Raw genomic sequence first — 21,710 nt, forward strand, 5'->3', positions numbered from 1 at the left:
TTCCCAAAGTCATCCTATTATTAATGCATGGTTCCAAAGTTAACATGATTTAAATTAGCAAAAGTGTTATTTTAAGAATGAGTCAGGAGGAATATGTCATTAAGGTTCTTATTAATCAAAGCGAAGGTGATAAGATGAGTATGAATGAAACCGATACGGGAAATGCAACAGCTACACTAACATTTGAAAAGCCAACAGCTGAAGATGGCGCAGCTATGTGGGAGCTTGTGAAAAATTCCACATTAGACTTGAACTCTTCTTACAAATATATTATGATGTGTGAATTTTTCTCAGAGACATGCGTAGTTGCTAAGGAGAATGGCAAGCTTGTTGGATTTGTAACAGCCTTCATTCTGCCGGAAAAACAAGATACTGTGTTTGTTTGGCAAATTGGTGTAGATGAATCCCAACGTGGAAAAGGAATGGGTTCTAGACTGCTGAACGCACTGGTAGAGCGTACAAAAAGCGCTGATGTGAAATATTTGGAAGCTACTGTCACACCATCAAATGCAGCTTCTCAAGCATTATTCAAGAAGCTTGCCCGCACACATGAAACCGATTGTGAGGTTTCCGAATGTTTCGCAGAAGATCTATTTCCGGGCGAAGGTCACGAAGCTGAACTGACTTTCCGTATTGGACCTTTTGATAAATAATACTTTCCGGGATTTGAGAGCCGTTTTTTTATACTAAAGGAGGATTTATAGATAAATATGACCGAAAATAATCTGAGCATTTTTGAGAAGCACGAATCTGAAGTACGAAGTTATGTAAGAGGATTTCCAACTGTTTTTCACAAAGCCAAGGGCTACAAATTATGGGACTTAGACAACAAAGAATATATTGATTTCTTTTCAGGCGCTGGCGCCTTGAATTATGGACATAACGACGAGAATATGAAAAAGAAAATGATCGAGTACATTCAGGAAGATGGAGTCACTCATTCTCTTGACATGGCTTCGAAAGCGAAAGGCGAGTTCCTGGAGAAATTCCACGAGATTATTCTCAAACCTCGTAACCTCGATTACAAAGTAATGTTCCCTGGGCCAACTGGTGCAAATACAGTAGAAAGTGCTTTAAAACTTGCACGCAAAGTTACAGGACGCACGAATATCGTCAGCTTTACAAAAGGGTTTCATGGAATGACAATTGGTGCCCTTTCTGTAACTGGGAATGCATTTAAACGCGCAGGCGCTGGGATGCCTCTCAACAATGCTACATCTATGCCTTATGACAACTTTATGGACGATACGGAAGAGAGCTTAAAATATATCGAAAAAATGTTGGATAATAGCGGCAGCGGTGTGGATAAGCCTGCAGCCTTTATCCTTGAAACAGTACAAGGCGAAGGTGGATTGAATGCAGCGCGTATGGAATGGCTTCAATCTATCGAAAAAATATGCCGTGATCGTGACATCCTGCTCATTATTGATGACATTCAAGCAGGAGTGGGGCGTACTGGTACCTTCTTCAGCTTTGAACCAGCTGGAATTAAACCAGATATCGTTTGTCTTTCCAAATCAATTGGCGGGTATGGAACTCCTCTGGCTCTTACGTTAATCCACCCTGACTTTGATAAGTTTGCCCCAGGAGAGCACAACGGAACGTTCCGCGGAAACAACTTGGCTTTCGTAACTGCAACAGAGGCATTGAACTATTGGAAAGATGATAGTTTAGAAAAGAATGTCCAGGAAAAGTCTAAACGTATGGAAGAGTTCCTGAATGGATTAATTAAAAAATATCCAAACATGAAAGGCTCTCATCGTGGAAGAGGTTTCATGCAAGGGATCGCCAGTGAAGTCGATGGATTTTCCGACAAAGTTACGGAAAAGTGCTTTGAACAAGGATTAATTATGGAAACTGCCGGTCCAGATGACGAGGTTTTTAAATTGTTCCCTCCTATTACTATCGACGATGAAGGATTAGACAAAGGTCTGTCTATTATTGAAAAAGCTGTGGAAAAAGTTGTATCTGAAAAGAATCTCGTGACTTCTTAATAAATGTCAACTGGATTGTTCATAAACGTATGAAGGAAGATCCTGGAGGATGATATGATGGATGCATCCCCAGGATCTTTTTGTGTAAAAATGGATCAAATATATTAGGAAACGTGAGAAACTAACATAGAGTTACGAGAGGTGAATAGTGTGGAAGGTCTCTTTGTTATTTTTATTATGTTATTTTTTATAGTTGGTTTGTTCCTCCTAAACATTATTACAAGTATTTGGGCATATAGAGATTCTATTAACAAAGGGAACAGCAAAGAATACGCCCTCCTCATTCTGTTAGGAACCCTATTCTTTCCCGTTTTAGGCTTGATTATTTATCTTATCATTAGAAATAATTAAGCCCGTATTTCCTAAACTTACTAGATCAGCTTCCTTAGAATCTCTGATAAAATAGTAATAGACTTTTACGAAAGAGGAGGATACTATTGTCTATTGCAACAGATCTAGCATCGATCCATGTCCTTTCATCAATTTATAGCAACAGCACTCCTACGAAGTTTTGTGAGGACACAGTAGCGACCCTTTGTGAAAAAGTGGAGTATATCGACTGGGCAGGAATTTATTTACATAATGGAGAGGAAAAAGTGTTACGGGCACATGCCTCATCACTTCCTGATAGAAAAATGCAAAGTCAGCTAACGTTTCCGATTAAAAAACAAGACAGGGAGATCGGTACGTTAGTAGTGAAAAGCCAGCAATGGATTGTGTTTGATGTCACTGACGTATCTACCTTAGAAAAAGTGGCTGCTGCATTAGGGGCATCTCTGTAAAAAGTTTTGATTGAACGGTCTTTAAAAAGGGGAAGTAAGCTTCCGGTTGTCCAAATGGAGAAACCGGAAGCTTTTTGTTTACGAATACTAACAATTTTGTTCTTAGCCTAAATATATACCAGCCTTTTTTTAAATGGCATCTTCCGCTTCCATCCAGTCCTCATAAATCAGTTCATCCAAACTTTTAAAGGTATATCCTTGCTTTCGACACTCATCAATTACTTTGCCCAACACATTTGCATTGTCCTTTGATACAGAATGCAACAGCATGATAGCACCTGGATGAATACGTTTCATAATAGAGTGAAATGCTGCTTTTTCCCCGAGCTGATTACTAGTATCCCAATCCATATAGGCAAAAGACCAGAATACGTTGATATATCCTAAATCCTGTGTGACAGCGAGCGACCTTTCGTTAAACTTTCCTTGTGGCGGACGTAAATAATACATATCTTCCTTTCCCGTTAACTCCTTATATTTATTTTTAACGGCGTCTAATTCCTTTTTTATTGTTTCTTTTGATTTCTCTGGAAGACTCGGATGATGCCACGAGTGATTACCAACAATATGACCTTCTGTAGCCATCCTTTTGACTAAATCAGGAGCAGAGTTTAAATAATGTCCCGTAACAAAAAAGGTTGCCGGAACATCTTTCTCTTTTAAGACATCTAAAATTTTCTCTGTATACCCATTCTCATAACCATTGTCAAATGTCAGGTACAGCGTCTTTTTTTTCGAATTCCCTATAAATAACCCGCCATACTTATCAAGCAGAACTTTATACGTTTTCTCCGTGTCAGAAGGTTCATTGTCAGGCATCGGTTTGAAGTTCCAATCATAGACCTCCTCTCCGAATACTGAAGTAGGGCTTGCCACTAACATAATTACACTTAAGACTGCGACCCACGCTCTCATATCTTTCCTCCGTGTTTTTAATGGTAGGTTATGTTACTTTGCTTATAATATTCTGGAATAATTTCATGTTTAAATGTGCACAGGTCTGTTCGGCTTTTTTGTAGGTTGAATGACACTATATGAGAATCGGATTGCTATCAGATGGGCAGCAGGCTGGTTGACGTGAATCCTTAAAGAGCGTATGGAAAGGAAGAAGAAGCCCCGCCATTGTAAGGGGGCTTCTCCTATGGATATAGACACAAACGAGGGAAAGGAAACTTTCACGTCATTCATACGTTCACGTGGTCAGTCTTTTTTGTCATTAAGTGAGGATATTGATTAATGTAGTGAATCGTTAATCTGTTATCTCGCCAGCTCAACTTGGAAATACCAGTATTGTGGATAAGAAATGGTCTGTGTAGTTTATTCCATTCTTCGCCCGCTAATAAGTACATAAGAAAAATGGTTAAAAATCCCCCATGTGAAACGACAGCTGCAGTTTCTTTATTCTTTATGGCACGTAAAAGCTCATAAAAACGTCGACAACGCTCCGTAATTTCTTCTTCTGTTTCTGTCCCCTCTATACCGCTTTGCAAGATACTTTTCTCTCTCACCTGTGGATACATCTCATAAATCATTCGTCTGTCTTTTCCTTGCAGAGGTCCTAAGTTTATTTCTCGTACGAAAGGGATGATTTGAGCTTGTGTATCCTGATACTTTTCTACTGCTTTTACAGTATCTTTAGCCCTTATTAAATCACTGCTATATAAGTAATCAAAAGAGACATCTGCTAAATACTCTCCTAATAATGCCGCCTGCTTTTTCCCTTTCTCTGTTAATACCACATCTTGACACCCTTGAATGGTTCGAGAGATATTCCCCATGGATTCTGCGTGACGGATTAAATATATTTCCATACCCCTTCCCCCCTCATTGCTTATGAACGAACAGTTCGATTAATTGGTATTTCTTTGTTCGTCAGAGAAAATGTCTATCTTTCTCCAATTTCCGAACCGATAATAAAGTGCGGCAATTATACTACTCACAATAAAGCTTGCGCCAATCCCGATAGCTATCCCATTTTCCCCAATCCAAGAAGAAAAAGCCCATGCTAAAGGAAAACGAAGCACCCAAAAAGATACAATGTTTAACACCAATACTTGCACCATAGCCCCCGAGGAACGAACAATTCCATTAAGAACAAAGTTAATTCCTAAGAAAGGGTAAAAGAAAGCGATTATTTTAAGATAGGTTGCTCCATACCTTATCGTTTCAGGATCATCGACAAACATGCTCATCAATAATTCTGCGGAAAGAAACACAAGTAAACTGATTAGTAACGACACGCTTAAAATCAGCATCAGACCACTTTTTACAATGTCGCTGACACGATTCCACTTATCCGCTCCGATATTCTGTCCGGACATACTTGTGATGGCTGACCCTAACGTCGTCGCCGGCATCATAATAAGGCTGTCAATTCGTTGCGCTGCACCGTATCCAGCGATAACTGTTTCTCCAAATGAAGTGACTACCGTCATAATAGCTAAAATTCCACCGGAGATCGCCATCATGGAAAACCCTGAGGGCAGTCCCAATTTAAATATTCTCATGAATTCAGTCCACGGGGGTGGAGAAGGAATCGTGAAAGGTAACCCTTTTTTCAAAATAGAATATATCACACCATATAAAAAAGCTGTCCCTTGTGATATAACCGTGGCAATCGCTGCCCCTTCCATACCTAAATCCCAAACACTAATGAACAAGGGATCGAGCACAGTGTTCAATATTACTGCTAATGAAATAAAGCGAAGCGGTGTCCTACTGTCACCTACGGCCCTAAGTACAGTTCCGATAAAGTTATAACCAAATAAAAAAACAATCCCTAAAAAGTTAATTCGAAGATAACTGGCGGCCATCGGTAAAATGCTGGACGGAGTCCCCATCCAACTTAAAATATACGGTGCTAAAATAAATCCGACAATGCCTAAAAATATAGAAAGAACACCCAGCACAAAAACAAAGGCATTTAATGAAACTTTTAAACCTTCTTCGTCATTCGCACCACGTCGCTGAGATAAAACAGTGAGTGTAGAACTGTTAATACCAATGATAAACGATAGAATGGTAAATATTACCGTTGATGAGATGGAAACCGCTCCCAAGGCCTCAGCACCTAGCAAATTACCTACCCAGAGACTGTCAATTATTTGGTAAGAACTTTGAAGCAGGTTACCAAGGAAGATTGGCGCAGAAAAAAGAATCATTTTGTTCATGATGCTTCCTTCTGTAAAATCAAGTTGTTGTTTATTGACTCCCATTCAGCCTACTCCCCTGTTCCATGGTGTATGTACACACGCCAAAATAATTATTTCATTTCAAATGTCTCGGTAATTTCAATACTGTTCATCACGGACTGGACCATAGAACAATTTTTCTTCGTCCATTCTAAGTTCTTCTTCATTTGAGTTTCAGATACACCTTCTGCTTCCACAATAAAATGCATATGGACTTTTTCTATTTGACGAGCCCCTTCTTCACTTCTTGTAACATCTGTCTTAATATGGATGTCTTGAACGTTTTGTCTTCTCTTTTCCATGATTTTACGCAAAGTAGACCCGCTGCAAACAGCCAAGGAGGAGACCAACAGCTGATAAGGTCGGAATCCATATTCATCGTTACTCGACACTTGTAATTCTCCAAAATCTGTTTCTGTCGTAAAAGCTTGTTCTTTCATTGAAAATTCCATACCTATCTTCCCCTTTCAATTTATAAGCTATCTATTTTGAGAATTTCTGAAGATGTCTAAAAAAGGTGTTATCAGCGGAGACGTACTCTGCTTTTCCCATAGACGCAAGTCACGCAACAATTCAATCTTTTGTGTAAGACTCCTGACTTGTTTGAAAATATCAGGCATTTTGCACTTCTTTATCATTGTACTTTGAACCTTTATTAATGATAACAAAATAAGCCAACTTTTACCTCGTTATTGCCTGATAAATACCTTGAATGAGAGAAAAGTCACTTTCCTATGTAAAGCTGACCTTGGTACTTAACAAATATGACCCTTTCTAAAAAAAGAAATGCCCCCCCTCCATCAAACATGTCAAGGGACTTCTCCAGCTATTCCTTCTTAAAAGCTTTCCCTAGGAGATGTCCCTCTCCTGCCTGAACGGAGGATTCATTTGGCATTTCTTTCCGTAGTATTTTTTATTGTTATCCCACTATCTGATTTCTTCTTTATATACCTCATTTAAAATTTCATGTGCTTGCTTTGATATTAAATTCTTCGGAATATGACCCAGAATTTTTGCTCCTAAGTGTTGCTCGATATCTTGAGTATACTCTTTGTCACCAATTAAATAAATTCCTTCTAAACTTCTATTTTTTATTTCCTTATCAAGTTGAGGAGCTAATTTTTTATACCAACGCTGGCGGTTTTCATCAAATCGTCTTTGGACTTCGTCTACTTGAGTGGAGCCGGAAGCTGTGACATTCATATCTGCATTCCCTTCATAACGTCTCCAATCCTCAGAATCAACATCCCAGTGAAAGACCTTTTCCTCGCGTACTTCTCCAAGAGCAGTGTCTAAGAGGACTACTTCATTTTTTTGTACTAAAAGCATTCCTGCTGCCGGAAACTTCGTGTGAAGCTGTTCTAATTGATCAATCACTGGTTGCTTTTCCCAATGAAAAGAAGTTTCTACAGGGACTTGAAGTATTTTTTCTTCATGAAATGACTCATCGGCGGAGGCCATAAATACAAAGCTTTTTTTCATATTGGATTGCTGATCGTAAATGGATCGATTTGCCACCTCTGCTAAATTTTTAAGGGCCTTGCGTTCGTCCTTTGTTCCGTCTTGCTCCACATATTCTTCTATTTTTTTCAACCCATTTTTCAAGCGAATTTTCCATTCACCACTGTGTTGATCACCGTCTCCAAAATCCGTGTTTAAATATATCGTGAGAATTCCCATGTCATCCTGCTGAGATTTATAACTTTTTAGCTCATTTGGCAATGCCATCATTCAAGTCCTCCTCTTCTATCTTCTGCATGTCATGAAGCTAACTTCTAATTGTATATTTCCTCAATGAATTCCTATATAAACATATACTCTGTACATGAAAGAATCCTTAGTATTCGGCAAAAAAACGAGAGTAAATCATACCTTTTCCTAAAATGAAAAAGCTGTAAGTACCTCTCATTGAAAGGAGAGGCCCTTACAGCATTCGTACATAATCAATATTTATTCCTCATGAGAGACAGAAGGTTCTTCTGAAGAATTGGTTTGTTTCTTCATGTCCCTCAATTCTGAGGCTGTTTGCTGAGTCGTATCCTTCACCGACTTCGTTACATCACGCAAATGGCCAGCTTTTTCAGAGATCACTTGTATATCTTGATTTGCCGTTTTTAATAAATGTGAGAACTCATTTGATGCATTTTTGATCTGAGTAAGAATCTCTTCACGATTATCTGCAATAAATGAAGTCGTATGGTTAATCTGGGTTATCGCTTGTTTCGCTCCCTTTATGACTGTTGCACGAGCTTTTTTATTAAGAGCAAGCGCTAACACAGACGCTCCTCCAATCGCTGCTCCCATTATTATACCCTTGTTATTACTCTGTTTTTCATTCTTATCCATATAAAAGACCACCTTTTTCTAAAATTTTTTAGATGATTTCTTTGTTTATATAAATTAATTTCTGCGTATCTTTATTAAATAGGTTTATAAATATAGAATGTGGGTATTTTACTTACATCATGCTATAATTCGAAGGTTTTCGCAAGTATTCAAAATTTAGTAACATTTATATGCACATTTTTGGTACATTTTAATTTATAATAGTTATAAACAAATAAATACTTCATTTTTATAATATAAACAATAAGGAAGGGATAAACAATGAGAAAAACGAGACGTACTACCATGGAAGAACTCATTGCAGCGAACAAGAAAGAATTAATGGAAGATCCTAAGGCAATTAGTGAGATTGAAGAGAAACTTGAAAATCGTAAAGCAAGAGAAGTCTACATGGAAAGTTTAGAAAATAAAAAAATAGTTAATTAATAAGAAAATCGCAAGCGCGCTGACTTGCACAGGATGTGCTGACTTTTGCGTTGCAAACAGGACCGTTTGCGCTTTTAGCAAAAGAACATTCATCTGTGGGCCTCCAGAGCGTCTGGGCGCTGGAGCTCGACATCAATCCATGAAAGTTATACTTTCCTATCTTTTAACATTACAACGGAGCTACATAAGCTCCGTATTTTTATTTCATGCTTTCGTTGTGCTTACTAAACTGTTTGAGTAATAAGTAATAAACAATCTTTTTTCTGGCAAGGTTTCCATTCAACAAGTAATGTGTCCCATTATCTATCATGATTCTCCTCGCTTTTGGAAAAAGTCTCCCATACTCCTCCATATTGTGCTTCCAATCGACTGTACTATCGTTAACTCCTTGTAAAATTAGAATATTATCTTCAACTGGAATTTGATTAGACAACTCTTCTTCCCATTGGAACATAGCTTCTACCCATGTAAGATGTAAAAACTGACCTTGTAACGGATCTTTTCTCACTTCCTTTATAAATAACTTTGCAGAGGGTTCCCTTGGAAATTTCCTCGGAATTTTATCGAAAAAGGGGGATAGAAGAGAAGTGAATATTTTACTAACCCACCATTGATTCGAGCGAAGTAAAGGGGCAATTAAACAGACTTCATCAAAAAAATGCTTCTCTCTTTTACGAGTTAACAAATTTTCTGCAAGGATGGCGCCTCCGGTACTATGTCCCACCGCGTGGGTAGATGTCACACCGTTGTCTTGTAGCCAATCTAGTACGGCTAACAGACTTCCTTGATAATGCTTGAAGTGATCAATCTGGAATCGAGCTCCTCCGGAAAGCCCGTGACCAGGTAAGTCAAATACGGTCACCCGGAAACCTTTTTTAACGAGAAATTGAATTGTTTCTGCATGAGTTCCTGAATGATCAAAAAACCCATGTATGAACAATACGTTATTTTTCCATGAATGTGGTGTGAACATTTGTACCATCAGCTTTTTATGATTGTAAGACACCTCGAACCAGTCATGAACGGTGTCCTCTGTCGGCATGCCATATGATTCTGCGTATTTTCTCATATATTGTTCCGTTATCACTTACATAGCCCCTTGCCTATATTTCTTATTGCTAATTATAATATTGGCTAATTTACACGTTATTATAAGAGGCCCAAACCCAATCCTTCGGAATAATTTTTCACAACTTACCTAGGGAAACTTGGCCTCACAATTACAGTTTAAACCACTTCAAGTCAATATTCTCTTAAACGAAGCCAAAAATATTTTTAATAAAAAAAGCCGCCTTCTATTTTATATGAAGGCGGCCTTATTAATTATTGCATACGTGGATCAGCTAATAAACGATCCATCTCTTCCATATGACCCGTTTCATCGGCAATTAAGTCCTCAATTTTCACCTGCAGCTCAATTAAACCTAGTTCTTCCGCTTGCTGTACTCGTTTTTTATAGCGTTCAATTGTTTCTTTTTCAGCTTGTCGTGCATTTTCAAGCATCTCTTTCACATCAGTAGTTTCTTTTACTTCAGCTGGAGTCGTAGTCGGTGTTCCACCGAGCACTTTTATTTTTTCTGATAAATAAAGGGCATGGCCTAATTCATCTGACGTTTCTTCTTCAAAAAACGGTTTTAGTACTTGGCGGTACATCCCACTAACTACCGCTGCGTAATTCGTGTACATGATCACAGATGCATATTCATTGGCCAAATCTTCATTTAAACCGTCAATTAGTTCTTTCGTTTTCTGATCCATTTACGGATACCTCCTTCAATAAAATCGAAATGTTTTAGTTGGATTCGTCGTGAATGTTTGATACGTGTAATGGTGATTCATCCATAAATAGTAATACCCCTCTTTCTCCCAGGGTAAACAATCATTCATTAAGCCTCTTCATCAAATAACTTTTCATACTCACCGTAGCCCTCTTCTTCCAGTTTCTCTCTTGGAATAAACCGCAGTGCTGCGGAATTAATACAATAACGAAGCCCTTCAGGAGGAGGACCATCTGGAAACACATGTCCCAAGTGTGAATCTGCTGTTTTGCTTCTTACTTCAGTACGTCTCATTCCAAATGAGGTATCAAATCTTTCTACGATTTCAGACTCCTGAAGCGGTTTTGTAAAGCTGGGCCACCCACAATTCGATTCAAATTTATTTATTGAGCTGAAAAGAGGAACACCAGATACTATATCTACATAGATACCATCGTCCATCAAATCCCAATATTCATTTTGAAATGGAGGCTCTGTACCATTATTTTGAGTAACATCAAGCTGGATCGGTGTGAGCCTTTTCTCTAAGTCTTTTTTCTCACTCATTGTTCTCTTCCCTCCCAATGTTCTTGAATAAAAGCTTCTCGGCCGGACCCTTTTCGATAAAGCAAATAGTGAAACTGATTTTTTTTGTGATAGTCCTGATGATGTTCCTCTGCCTTATAAAAAGTTTTTGCCGGCAAAATTGGAGTCACTATCGGCTGTTGAAAGGGACCTTCTTTATCTAGTTCGTCTTTAGATGTTTCCGCCAGTGTTCTTTGTTCTTCATCATGGTAAAATATAGCTGTTTGATAAGATTCCCCGCGGTCATTAAATTGACCGCCCTGATCGGTAGGATCAATTTGTTTCCAAAATACATTAAGCAATTCTTTATATGATGTTTTATCTGGGTCATATTCTATTTGCACAGCTTCCACATGACCGGTGGTATCAGAACAAACTTCCTCATAAGTGGGATTTTCTTTGTGCCCTCCCGTGTAACCAGAAATCACCGATTGCACTCCGGCGAGTTGTTCAAACGGACCCACCATACACCAGAAGCATCCGCCTGCAAACGTTGCTAACTTTGTATGCATAGCATCCACTCCTTTCCTACACCAATTTTTCTATAGTATAACACTTTCCAGCGGTAACAATGAACGATGTGCTTATAGTATCTTTAGATTCAAGGCCCATTAATAAGACTCAACTTACTACTAGTTAGCTCACAGCTATAAGAGGTCTCGGGCCTATTGTTACGATGCGCTGTAGAACCGCCGCTGAACTTTCTGCCGCCGGGAAATTTGAAACAGCTTTATAGCTGAAAAGTAATTTATGAATATAACTAATAAAAAAGCAGCCTTCAATGGCTGCTTTTTTATTCTTATGCTAATTGCTTTAATACTTCCCGGTTAAATGCTGGAATGTCGTCTGGATTCCTGCTGGATACAAGGTTATGACATACGACTACTTCTTCATCGTGTACTTTCGCTTTCGCGTATTCAAGATCGACAAGGATAGAAGTAAATCCTGTCACATTTCGTCCTTCTAAGGCTTTCGCTGTTATCAACAGCTGGGGTCCATGACATATGGCGAATACCGGTTTATCTTCATCCATAAACTTTTTCGCAAAGGTTACGAAACGTTCATCGGCTCGCAGCATGTCAGGAGAGAAACCACCTGGGATAAATAAAGCGTCGAAGTCCTCTGGTTTGACATCATCGATTGATGCGTCGACAGTCACTTTTGCTTCGCCGTTTTTCCCTTCTATTGTTTTTCCTTTTTCTTTTTCTATTAGTGTAAGAGTATGACCTTCTTTTTCAATTGCATCTCTTGGTTGAGTAAATTCTACGTCCTCCACCATGTCTGTCATTAACACCGCTATTTTCTTGCTCATAACGTCTCACTCCTTTTATTAGTGTGACGTTAGTTGTTATACCCGTATATAATCTTCGGGTAAACATTTCTCTGTTATTTGTACGCCATTAATAGGTTATCCCTTTCTTCCATAATCAGCCTTAATTTCTCCCCAGGCTTTTGTATCCCATTTTAAGAGGGGGTTTTCCCAAGTGTTATCGTGCAGCCAATTCTCTGCTTTCTCTATGAGCTGCCATATTTGTTCAGTCTCTGGCGTACGTTTTAAACTGGAGTTCGCTTTTTTTTGTCTCACCCACTTCATGGCAGTTGCAGAGTCAGAGTATACTGGTATACTGCTGCTTTTCTTTTTTAAGTAGGCAAGGGCGTGAACAATGGCTAAAAACTCTCCCATGTTGTTTGTTCCCATCTCAATACCGGGATGGAAAAAAACAACTTCTCCAGTTTTTGTATAAACACCTTTATATTCCACAAACCCAGGATTTCCGTGGGAACCAACGTCTACTGATATACTATCTTCCATATAATGGGTCTGCTCTCCTAAAGAATGGGATTTGTTATTTTCAAATGCGTCTCTTGCCTCTTTTTCAGAGGGAAACGACCGAAAAGACGCTCCAGCATAACCTTTTACCTGTTTTTCACATTCGACCCAATTATTGTAAACTCCCGGCTTTCTCCCTTTCCAAACGACATACCATTTCTTTTTCTTTGCCATGCTATTTCTCCTGTTCTTATGTTCTCTTTCTTCTGAGATACACGACGTTGCTCCCTTTTTTTATGCGATAAGGTTGAAAATAGTTTTCAAAAACATAGGTGCATATGGAATACAATATCAATAGGATTGGCAATGGGTAAACGTATGCATACAACGTAACAACCAACCAGCCTTTTTGCAAACCGTCTAGCACCATACCGTGAAAGACAATAGAACTCGTACCACACATCATAATCGTGAACATAATATTACAAAAGTGGAAAACAGAATAGGGGTTTTTATTATTTACTTCTCTCTCTAACATCCATTTCATGGAAAGCGTGACCCCTATCGTAATACACGACACTATAAGAGGAAGAACAATAATGAAAAAGATATCCACTCCACTCAATGGACTCTCTCCTTTAATCATGTGTAGTTAGAACTATGATAACATGCTCCTCATGAAAAAATGTAGCTTTTATCCGGCTTTACGAAGAATGTTTATTTACTTATGTTTAACTATCTTAACAGGAAAAAGAAGGACCCGTTCAACCAGGTCCTTCTCACATGAATTATATTAGTCATCTTCCTCTTCCGGATTATCGGTCTCTTCTTCTGTATTGATATCGCCATCATTCTCTTGTCCATGCATACTTCCTTCTTCTGCACCACCGCTAGTGCCCGTTTCACTATTTTCTGTAGGTGAGTCGTTGCCTTCATCACCATTTTCTCCCTCGCCGTCCTCAACGCTTTCATCTTCTTCTGTTTGGTTCATCTGAGGATGTTCTTCCTCTAATGCTGGGTTAGGATCCACAGTAGGCCCTTCTGCCGGCTGCTCTTGCTGTTCTGTATCTCCTCCACCACATGCTGTAAGGACACCTGCTGCAAAAATGCCTGTCATTGCCATGTAAAGCCATTTTTTAATCATGGTGTGCTCCTCCTTAAAAGGTTACGTTAAAAAGTCTTTCTGTTATTGTGTTTTCCATTCCAGTCTAATATTAAACAAATATCTTTATCTTTTTAACGTTTCTTTTCGAGAAGAGGTCAATGGTGACATTCAACGCGGGGGGATTTTCGTCCTTCACACGAAAATTGATTACAAAAGTTTTGTTACGGCTCTCTCAGGCGTCAGCAAAATTTCTCATTACAAAACCATGGCTGCAAGCAGACCAAATAAGAATAATGGAATATTATAATGTAAAAAAGTAGGGACACATGTATCCCAAATGTGGTGGTGTTTTCCATCCACTTTTAATCCAGCCGTAGGACCAAGCGTACTATCCGAAGCTGGAGAGCCTGCATCCCCCATTGCCCCTGCTGTGCCGATTAAAGCGACTGTAGCAAGTGGGGAAAATCCAACACTCATACAAAAAGGTACAAAAAGGGCTGCTAAGATAGGTACAGTACCAAAGGATGTGCCGATCCCCAATGTGACTACTAAGCCAGATAGTAAAATGACTGCTGCTGTCCAAAGGTTAGCGCTTCCCGACACTTCAACAGCCTTTTCTACCATGTCATCTACTGCTCCAGTTTCTTGAAGAACGGTAGCAAATCCAGAAGCTATAAGCATTACAAATGCAATCATTCCCATTAACCTTACACCTTCATTAACTGTTTCATCCCCCGTTTTAAATGGTATAACTTTAAATAAAAACATGAGGACAATTCCAGCCAACGCGCCAAAGATCAAGGAATCCATTACAATTTGTGTCACTAGTGCAGCAATAATAGCTATAATCGTGAAAATATGACTGACAGATAAGCTTTCAGATTTCTTATCAATAAGAACGTCTTCTTGTTCTTCCCCAATAGATGCATACTCTCGCGGTTTTCTATACGTAATAAATACAGCAATGAATAGACCGACAACCATTCCAGCTCCTGGAAGAACCATCGCTTTCCATATTTCATTTACTGAAATGTCTAGACCGCTTGCAGTCATCTCGCTTGCGATTGTATTATGATAGATAAATCCAAACCCGACTGGAAGCGTGACGTAGGGTGCCTTTAAACCGAACGTCAGTGCAGAAGCGACAGCTCTTCTATCTATTTTCAACTCATTAAATAATTTTAATAAGGGTGGAATGAGTATAGGAATAAAAGCGATATGTACTGGTACAACATTTTGAGATAAAGAAGCAACTGCCGCGATTATCATTATTAAAAGACCTCGTCTCCCTTGAATAACCCGTAACAGAAAAGAAACGAGAACTCCCGTTATTCCCGATTTGCCAATCATCACAGCAAACACACCAAGCAGGATGTAACTTAGTGCTGTTTCGGCTTGTCCGCCCATCCCAGAAATCAATAAGTCCAATCCTTCTTGCCATCCCAGTCCAGATATAAGGCCTGCAGTGATCCCTGCCGCTAATACTGCCAGAACCACATTAACTCTTAACAAACTAAGTATAATCATCACCAAAACTGAGGATATAACTGTAATCATACGTAAACTCCTTTAGTTGTTTAGCCATTTGCCAAACTAAAGTATAAGGGTCTTCTATCCATGTTTCAATCAAAAATTTTGTAGCCTTTTCTTGTCCTACATGATTTACTGGTGAAATGATTGAAATGATGAAGTGAATGGTAATGGCGGTTGTTGTGTGGAATAATAAAACATTGAATATCTTTCGCTACACATTAACATTTGGAGGTGTTTTTCGTTGCGTTTTATTGATAACGAAGGAATTACAGACCCACGTATAAACCTCGCTATCGAAGAATTTGCTTTGCAAAAGATGGACTTGAATGAAGAAGACACATATCTTCTCTTTTACATTAATGAACCCTCCATCATCATTGGCAAAAACCAAAACACGATAGAAGAAATAAACGTGGACTACGTAGAAAAAAACGGTATCCATATAGTACGTCGTTTATCAGGAGGAGGCGCCGTCTATCATGACTTAGGCAATTTGAATTTCAGCTTCCTGACAAAAGATGATGGGAATAGCTTTCAGAACTTCGCCAAATTTACCGAACCAGTGATCCGTGCACTCCGAGACATAGGTGTGCCTGCTGAGCTCTCAGGTAGAAACGATATTGAGGCAGATGGTAAAAAAATATCAGGAAATGCTCAGTTTTCCACTAAAGGTCGTATGTTCAGCCACGGTACTTTAATGCTTGATTCTGAGATCGAAAACGTTGTCGCCTCCTTGAGAGTGAAAGATGAAAAAATAAAGTCAAAAGGGATTAAATCGATAAAAAGCAGAGTTGGTAACATTAATGACTATTTAGATCATAAACTTACCATCAATGAATTTAAAAATGTGTTACTGCAGTCTATTTTTCATCATGTAGACGAGATACCTACCTATCAACTAACGGATTCCGACTGGGACGAAATTCGCGCTATTTCTAACAAACGATATAAAAATTGGGATTGGAATTATGGTAAGTCTCCTGCTTTTGACACCAAAAGATCGAAAAAGTTTCCCGCTGGCCTCATTGATATCCGATTCAATGTAAGAAAAGGTTATATCCAACACTGTAAAATTTATGGTGACTTTTTTGGTGTGAAAGATATAAAAGATGTGGAACTCGCGTTATCTGGAACGAAATATGAACCTGCTTCCATTCGCAAATCATTAACTCCTTTTCATATGCAAGACTACTTCGGCGATATTACCGCAGACCAAATTACCGAATTGATTTATTAATTTTTTCTTGATTATTTCTAAATGGTTACAAAGGATTACAATTCCATTAAATAAAGAAGGCATATCTTTCTAGTCTAAGTCTAATATCATAACACCGACTTCTTTTTAATTTTTTTCACAGTACTTTCTGATTCTTTTTTCTCTATTTGGTCTGCATACCTTTTCTATTGGTACTTTTATACCAAATCTAAAGAACTAACAAGATCAACGCTCACTTTTTTCTAATTAATTAGACCCTTACTCCTTGAGTAGTCTACTTTTAAAATGGCGTAGAGGAATAATCCTGGAAGAAGGTGAACGTATTGATTTCAAATGTAGAAATTGGAATTGATTTAGGTACAGCAAATTTACTAGTGTATACAAAAGAAAAAGGCATTGTTTTAAACGAGCCATCTGTAGCTGCTCTTAATACAGAATCTGGTGAGGTGCTGGCAGTAGGGAAAGAAGCCAAAGAAATGGTAGGAAAAACACCCGGGAAGATTGTTGCCATGCGTCCATTAAAACAGGGGGTAATCGCAGATTTTGATGTGACTGCTGCCATGCTTCGACAATTAATGAATAAAGTGAGCAAAGAGACAGGCTTCTCCATACGCAAGCCGAAAGTTATCGTCTGTACACCATGCGGTTCCACTGCCGTAGAAAGAAGAGCTATCCGTGATGCTATATTAAGTTGCGGGGCGAAAACAGTGCATTTGATTGAAGAACCCGTCGCTGCTGCGATCGGAGCAGGACTTCCCGTTGCTGAACCGAGAGCCAATGTGGTTGTAGATATTGGCGGAGGGACAACAGAGGTAGGTATCATTTCCTACGGAGGTGTCGTTTCTTCTCAATCCATCCGACGTGGTGGTGATAATTTAGATGAAGACATTATTTACTATGTTCGCAAAACATATAATTTATTAATTGGAGAAAGAACTGCAGAAGATATTAAGATGACGATTGGTCATGCACTCCCGGACCATAAGGAAGAACAAATGGAAGTTCGTGGGCGTGATTTAGTGACAGGACTCCCAAAATCTATTACTTTACAATCAAAAGAGATTCATGGTGCAATCACCGAATCATTGGAACACATACTTGAAACGATACGCAGTACATTGGAGACGTGCCCGCCTGAATTAAGTGGAGATATCGTGGACCAAGGTATTATCCTAACTGGAGGAGGCGCCCTTTTAAATGATATGCAAGAATGGTTAAGTGAACAAATTATTGTACCTATTCATATAGCTTCTAACCCATTAGAAGCCGTAGCGGAAGGAACTGGTCAATCCCTTAAAATCATTGACAAACTACAAAAAGCTTCCGTATAAACAACATATTTTTGTTATATCCAGAGTACGGTACTCTTCAATACTCCGTGCAAATAAGAGGCTGGGACAAAACTAGAATAGTCAACTCTAAAGACGAACGATCACATGTTGAAGGAGTCACCCGTTTCATAAACGCAGTGTATCAGCGTAGTCAAAATACGTAGACTCCAGCGGGAACAGCACGAGCTGAAGATCCCGCAGGAAAGCCGTTTTCGCTTTCCGAGGAAGCTGAAGCCGTGCCCGCGGAAAGCGAAGTATTTTGACAAAGCGACAACATAAGTTGTTCGGATTTATCTTTCACTTAAATACTTTTGTCCCAGCCTCTTACTTTTTTATTCGGTCAAACGCTTTTTAAGCCAAGGAGATATGACATCGTATAATTCTTGAGCAATATCCTGCTGACTATATTTGGCGTAGTATTTATTGAGTTTTAGCAGGCTCTCAGGCTCTTCTTGAATGCGTAAAATATGGTTCATATTGTTCACAACATGAACTTCTGCCGGACCTCCCGCTGCTTCTGATATACCACTTACATCTTCACCACGAACTTGAACATCTTTTGATCCGTTAATAGCTAAGACAGGTGTAGACACGAGGTTTAATGCATTACCAGGATGATACGTATCGTGCTCTCTAAACCATTTAGCATTTACTTTGGTAATACCTCCAGCCCGAATAACATCTTTCTCGGATGCCAATGCTTTCCTTATTAATTTATCTTGCTTTTCTAATACCTTTTTATGTGATCCCACAAAGCGTAACATTCTGTATATCAAGCCTTTTTCATTCGCTAGTTCTTGTTCAAGACGCTGTCCTTGTTCGTCGATAATATATTTTAACGGAGACGCAGTGGAAGCTAATAAAATCATGCCTTTCACGGCGGTTTGATGGGCAATTTGCGGGGACAGCATGCCTCCTTCACTGTGTCCGATAAGAAATATATTGCTTTGAGCAATGTCGGGGTGATGACGAATAAATTCTACAGCGTGGTATGCATCTTTAATGAGATCATGAACGCCTGCTTGATAATAATTACCTTCACTCTCCTCGACCCCTCTTTTGTCATACCGCAAGCTTGCTAATCCTTGACCAGCCAGCCAATGAGCCATACGATTAAACACATTTAATTGGATTTTTTTTGTGTTTTCATCCCTATTAAGCGGTCCCGAGCCATGAATGAATACTACAGCCGGAAATTGCACATTTGTTTCTTGTCTCGGTAAGGTTAACGTACCCTTTAAGGTAAAGTCACTTTCAAATTCCACGCTTGCCTCTTTGTACATGGTGCACCTCCTGAATTCTATCTTCGTGTTTTATCCTTTCCTTCTCTCGAACCTACTGAAACAGTTTAATCGCCAATGACTCCTTACTCTGTTATTTCTGTTAAAATATGATTAGGCATTCGATTTAGTAAGAATAAAGAAGGTGGTTCCTTGTTTGATATAAAATTATACCCTGAGTTTTCCTGGTCGCTATCCAGGCATAAAACATTAAGTCAATGCGCCCGGCAATATGCCTACCAATATTATACCGCTCATAATGGCTGGCTCCGAGATTCATCTGAACACAGCAAACAAGCTTATCGGTTAAAAAAACTAACCAATGTCGAAATGTTCTTCGGTCAAGTAGTTCACGACATTATTGAAAAAGCTATTGACCATTACTTAAACACGGGAATCGTTCCTAGTGAAGACCAATTAACAAATGCTGTCAGGAATCGTATGAACAAAGGGTTCGTTCAATCCAGCAGACACTTTAAAGATTGGTTAAGCCGGCCTGGCAAATTTACTATGTTTCATGAACTGTATTATGGACAAACAAATGTATTGCCTGCAGACAAAACAGATAAAATTAAATATCGCTTAGAAGTGACCATGAATCATTTTTTAGAAAGCGATACATTAAAAGAAATGGCATATAATGAACAAATTGAATTTTTAGAAGCTGAAAAGTTTCGTATTTTACAAGTCGGAAAGCTAAAAATCTATGTCGTCCTTGACCTTCTTTATCGCGATTATGAACGTGATAAATGGGTGATAGTAGATTGGAAAACTGGTAAGCAATCGGAAGAAGACCCTTATCAGCTTGCTCTCTATGCTCTTTATTTGCTAGAAACTTATCCGATTCCTTCCTATAAAAATATAATAATCCGTAATGAATATTTACTTGATGGGACTAGTACAGAACACCAGCTTGACCCTGTAACACTTGATAAAGTGCAAGAACTCATTGGAACCAGTACGGAATGGATGAATGAATACTTAGACGACGTACATCTAAACAAACCTCTTCCTTTAGATCAATTTCCGAAAACAGACGATAAAAGAACGTGTCAACGGTGTAACTTTTATGAATTATGTTTCTCTTAAACAGGTAATTTATCTATGAAAATGGGTAAAATGATGAATAGTGTGCAAAATAACAGAATTCAAACCGGCCTTTTGTAAGAAAGAGGGAGTAATTTGTGAAAAAAGAAACGGCTTGGAGAATTTTAAGATTTTTTATGACAGTAATATTAATAGTTATCGTAATATGGGCGTCTATTTTTCTATTCAAATTGACGTATCCCTTTTGGATTGCCGCTTTTTTTGTGTGGATGTTAGCTCCCCTATCCTCATTTTTTAGAAAAAAGTTAAAGTTTCCAGCCGGGCTGGCAGCCTTAACTTCATTATTATTAAGTCTATCAGTGTTAAGTGGAATCATTACAGGGATAACATTCTTAGTTATTGGTAGTATCCAACGCTTCGCAGATCAAGCTCCCGGTTGGATTGAAAACGCCCTGATGGAACTGCAGCATTTTATGAACAACGCCATTTTACCATTCTGGCAAAACGTGAGTGGAGTTGCTAAAGATTTAAGCACGGATGAGACTTTTTCTGATGGAATGACACAGTTTTCCAACCAAATAGGCACCACTCTCAGCCAGTTTGCAGAGCGGATTGCCGATGGTCTCACTCAGCTGGTTCTCGGCGTACCGACGTTTTTGGTTGCATTTTTATTTATTCTATTAGCGATTTATTTTTTAGGAAAAGATTGGGAGCGCTTTAAGGAACTCGGGCATAAATACCTACCTCTTCCCATTCATGAAAAACTTCGCGCATTTCACCGAGCTATGTGGTTTAGGGTTTTTGGTTATGTCCGTGCCCAATTTATACTTATGAGTGTAACGGGAGTTATCGTTCTTATTGGGCTATCTCTACTAAGGATAGATCATGCTTTCACTTTAGCTATTATTGTTGGGATTGCGGAATTTCTTCCATACCTAGGAACGGGCACTATTTTACTCCCTTGGGCTCTTTACATGTTAATTACCGGTAAAATGGGTTTGAGTATCAGCCTAGCAGTGTTATATGGAATCACTATGCTCATAAGACAGACGATCGAGCCTAAAGTTCTCTCGTCTAGTATGAACTTAAATCCAATTGCTGTGTTAGTCTCCCTATTTGCCGGTTTAAAATTGTTCGGAGCTGTTGGGTTATTTTTAGGACCTGCGCTTCTTGTCATCATTGTTATTTTAATGGATATCGGTGTTACGCGTGATGTGTGGACATTCATTAAATACGGATTTCGTGACGAATAGTCTGGATCAGCCCAGACTATTTTGTTTGTTTTTGTATAGGACTATTACTTTTCATCGAATCATCTTCTACACTTTTTGCAACAAAGGACACTT

25 protein-coding genes are annotated in these 21,710 nt (G+C 38.8%); 9 read left to right on the forward strand and 16 right to left on the reverse strand.

The features are described from left to right. The first annotated feature begins 140 nt into the window (after positions 1–140). From ectA to BM095_RS15260, 4 genes are all read left to right on the forward strand, one after another. On the forward strand, positions 141–653 hold the full coding sequence (gene ectA / locus BM095_RS15245; RefSeq protein WP_091663964.1) for a diaminobutyrate acetyltransferase: 513 nt from the start codon (positions 141–143) through the stop codon (positions 651–653). A 57-nt stretch (positions 654–710) separates the two neighbouring features. Continuing rightward, positions 711–1,994 (forward strand): diaminobutyrate--2-oxoglutarate transaminase, encoded by a 1,284-nt coding sequence (gene ectB, locus BM095_RS15250; protein ID WP_091663852.1) that lies wholly within the window; start codon positions 711–713, stop codon positions 1,992–1,994. Between the two features lie 177 nt (positions 1,995–2,171). Beyond that, a complete protein-coding gene (locus tag BM095_RS15255; protein WP_091663967.1) occupies positions 2,172–2,345 on the forward strand; it encodes a PLDc N-terminal domain-containing protein in 174 nt (57 codons plus the stop codon). 86 nt (positions 2,346–2,431) lie between these two features. After that, complete coding sequence (locus BM095_RS15260) at positions 2,432–2,776, forward strand: hypothetical protein (protein ID WP_091663855.1); 345 nt, start codon at positions 2,432–2,434, stop codon at positions 2,774–2,776. Between the two features lie 129 nt (positions 2,777–2,905). Here BM095_RS15260 and pdaA read toward each other — a convergent pair whose 3' ends face one another. From pdaA to BM095_RS15290, 6 genes are all read right to left on the reverse strand, one after another. After that, complete coding sequence (pdaA, locus tag BM095_RS15265) at positions 2,906–3,691, reverse strand: delta-lactam-biosynthetic de-N-acetylase (RefSeq protein ID WP_091663857.1); 786 nt, start codon at positions 3,689–3,691, stop codon at positions 2,906–2,908. Between the two features lie 269 nt (positions 3,692–3,960). Next, a complete protein-coding gene (locus BM095_RS15270; RefSeq protein ID WP_091663860.1) occupies positions 3,961–4,587 on the reverse strand; it encodes a histidine phosphatase family protein in 627 nt (208 codons plus the stop codon). A gap of 39 nt (positions 4,588–4,626) precedes the next feature. Continuing rightward, positions 4,627–5,991, reverse strand: coding sequence for an MATE family efflux transporter (locus BM095_RS15275; protein ID WP_091663863.1), 1,365 nt, complete (start codon positions 5,989–5,991; stop codon positions 4,627–4,629). Positions 5,992–6,038: 47 nt separating this feature from the next. Continuing rightward, entirely contained in the window at positions 6,039–6,419 is a 381-nt protein-coding gene (locus tag BM095_RS15280) for an OsmC family protein (RefSeq protein WP_091663865.1), read from the reverse strand. Between the two features lie 475 nt (positions 6,420–6,894). Then, positions 6,895–7,698 carry a VLRF1 family aeRF1-type release factor gene (locus BM095_RS15285; RefSeq protein ID WP_091663868.1) on the reverse strand — a complete coding sequence of 268 codons (804 nt, stop codon included), beginning with the start codon at positions 7,696–7,698 and terminating at the stop codon, positions 6,895–6,897. A 219-nt stretch (positions 7,699–7,917) separates the two neighbouring features. Then, positions 7,918–8,313 carry a hypothetical protein gene (locus BM095_RS15290; RefSeq protein ID WP_091663871.1) on the reverse strand — a complete coding sequence of 132 codons (396 nt, stop codon included), beginning with the start codon at positions 8,311–8,313 and terminating at the stop codon, positions 7,918–7,920. 261 nt (positions 8,314–8,574) lie between these two features. Between BM095_RS15290 and BM095_RS15295 the strand changes: the two genes are divergently transcribed. Further along, positions 8,575–8,739: an FbpB family small basic protein gene (locus tag BM095_RS15295; RefSeq protein ID WP_091663873.1), complete on the forward strand. Its 165-nt coding sequence runs from the start codon at positions 8,575–8,577 to the stop codon at positions 8,737–8,739. A gap of 199 nt (positions 8,740–8,938) precedes the next feature. Here the strand turns inward: BM095_RS15295 and BM095_RS15300 are convergent, their stop codons facing one another. The 9 genes from BM095_RS15300 to BM095_RS15340 all read right to left on the reverse strand — a co-directional run bounded on the left by BM095_RS15300 (position 8,939) and on the right by BM095_RS15340 (position 15,514). Further along, positions 8,939–9,826 (reverse strand): alpha/beta hydrolase, encoded by an 888-nt coding sequence (locus BM095_RS15300; protein ID WP_091663876.1) that lies wholly within the window; start codon positions 9,824–9,826, stop codon positions 8,939–8,941. A gap of 236 nt (positions 9,827–10,062) precedes the next feature. Then, a complete protein-coding gene (locus BM095_RS15305; RefSeq protein ID WP_091663879.1) occupies positions 10,063–10,497 on the reverse strand; it encodes a ferritin-like domain-containing protein in 435 nt (144 codons plus the stop codon). A gap of 128 nt (positions 10,498–10,625) precedes the next feature. Further along, positions 10,626–11,063, reverse strand: a complete 438-nt coding sequence (gene msrB / locus BM095_RS15310; protein WP_091663881.1) for a peptide-methionine (R)-S-oxide reductase MsrB — start codon at positions 11,061–11,063, stop codon at positions 10,626–10,628. Then, positions 11,060–11,593 (reverse strand): peptide-methionine (S)-S-oxide reductase MsrA, encoded by a 534-nt coding sequence (gene msrA, locus BM095_RS15315; protein ID WP_091663884.1) that lies wholly within the window; start codon positions 11,591–11,593, stop codon positions 11,060–11,062. The genes msrB and msrA overlap by 4 nt, the downstream gene beginning before the upstream one ends. Positions 11,594–11,880: 287 nt before the next feature. After that, positions 11,881–12,393, reverse strand: a complete 513-nt coding sequence (locus BM095_RS15320) for a type 1 glutamine amidotransferase domain-containing protein (RefSeq protein WP_091663886.1) — start codon at positions 12,391–12,393, stop codon at positions 11,881–11,883. Between the two features lie 96 nt (positions 12,394–12,489). Beyond that, positions 12,490–13,086, reverse strand: a complete 597-nt coding sequence (locus BM095_RS15325; RefSeq protein ID WP_091663889.1) for a ribonuclease H1 domain-containing protein — start codon at positions 13,084–13,086, stop codon at positions 12,490–12,492. Positions 13,087–13,102: 16 nt separating this feature from the next. Next, positions 13,103–13,477 (reverse strand): hypothetical protein, encoded by a 375-nt coding sequence (locus BM095_RS15330; RefSeq protein WP_091663892.1) that lies wholly within the window; start codon positions 13,475–13,477, stop codon positions 13,103–13,105. A 168-nt stretch (positions 13,478–13,645) separates the two neighbouring features. After that, positions 13,646–13,996, reverse strand: coding sequence for a hypothetical protein (locus tag BM095_RS15335; RefSeq protein WP_091663895.1), 351 nt, complete (start codon positions 13,994–13,996; stop codon positions 13,646–13,648). 216 nt (positions 13,997–14,212) lie between these two features. Beyond that, the gene (locus tag BM095_RS15340; protein WP_091663898.1) at positions 14,213–15,514 is read right to left on the reverse strand and encodes a Na+/H+ antiporter family protein; all 1,302 of its coding nucleotides are present in this window, start codon (positions 15,512–15,514) and stop codon (positions 14,213–14,215) included. A 217-nt stretch (positions 15,515–15,731) separates the two neighbouring features. Here BM095_RS15340 and BM095_RS15345 point away from each other — a divergent pair, with 217 nt between their 5' ends. After that, on the forward strand, positions 15,732–16,727 hold the full coding sequence (locus BM095_RS15345) for a lipoate--protein ligase (protein ID WP_091663901.1): 996 nt from the start codon (positions 15,732–15,734) through the stop codon (positions 16,725–16,727). A gap of 302 nt (positions 16,728–17,029) precedes the next feature. Beyond that, a complete protein-coding gene (gene mreBH / locus BM095_RS15350) occupies positions 17,030–18,037 on the forward strand; it encodes a rod-share determining protein MreBH (protein ID WP_091663903.1) in 1,008 nt (335 codons plus the stop codon). Positions 18,038–18,369: 332 nt separating this feature from the next. On the opposite strand, the gene BM095_RS15355 is transcribed toward mreBH, so the two are convergent. Then, positions 18,370–19,320: an alpha/beta hydrolase family protein gene (locus tag BM095_RS15355; protein WP_091663905.1), complete on the reverse strand. Its 951-nt coding sequence runs from the start codon at positions 19,318–19,320 to the stop codon at positions 18,370–18,372. A 150-nt stretch (positions 19,321–19,470) separates the two neighbouring features. Between BM095_RS15355 and BM095_RS15360 the strand changes: the two genes are divergently transcribed. Both BM095_RS15360 and ytvI read left to right on the forward strand, forming a co-directional pair. Next, positions 19,471–20,406 (forward strand): PD-(D/E)XK nuclease family protein, encoded by a 936-nt coding sequence (locus tag BM095_RS15360; RefSeq protein ID WP_091663907.1) that lies wholly within the window; start codon positions 19,471–19,473, stop codon positions 20,404–20,406. 95 nt (positions 20,407–20,501) lie between these two features. Then, a complete protein-coding gene (ytvI, locus tag BM095_RS15365) occupies positions 20,502–21,617 on the forward strand; it encodes a sporulation integral membrane protein YtvI (RefSeq protein WP_091663910.1) in 1,116 nt (371 codons plus the stop codon). The last annotated feature ends 93 nt before the right edge of the window (positions 21,618–21,710 follow it).

It is taken from the genome of Alteribacillus iranensis (genome assembly GCF_900113025.1).
GTDB lineage: Bacteria > Bacillota > Bacilli > Bacillales > Marinococcaceae > Alteribacillus_A > Alteribacillus_A iranensis.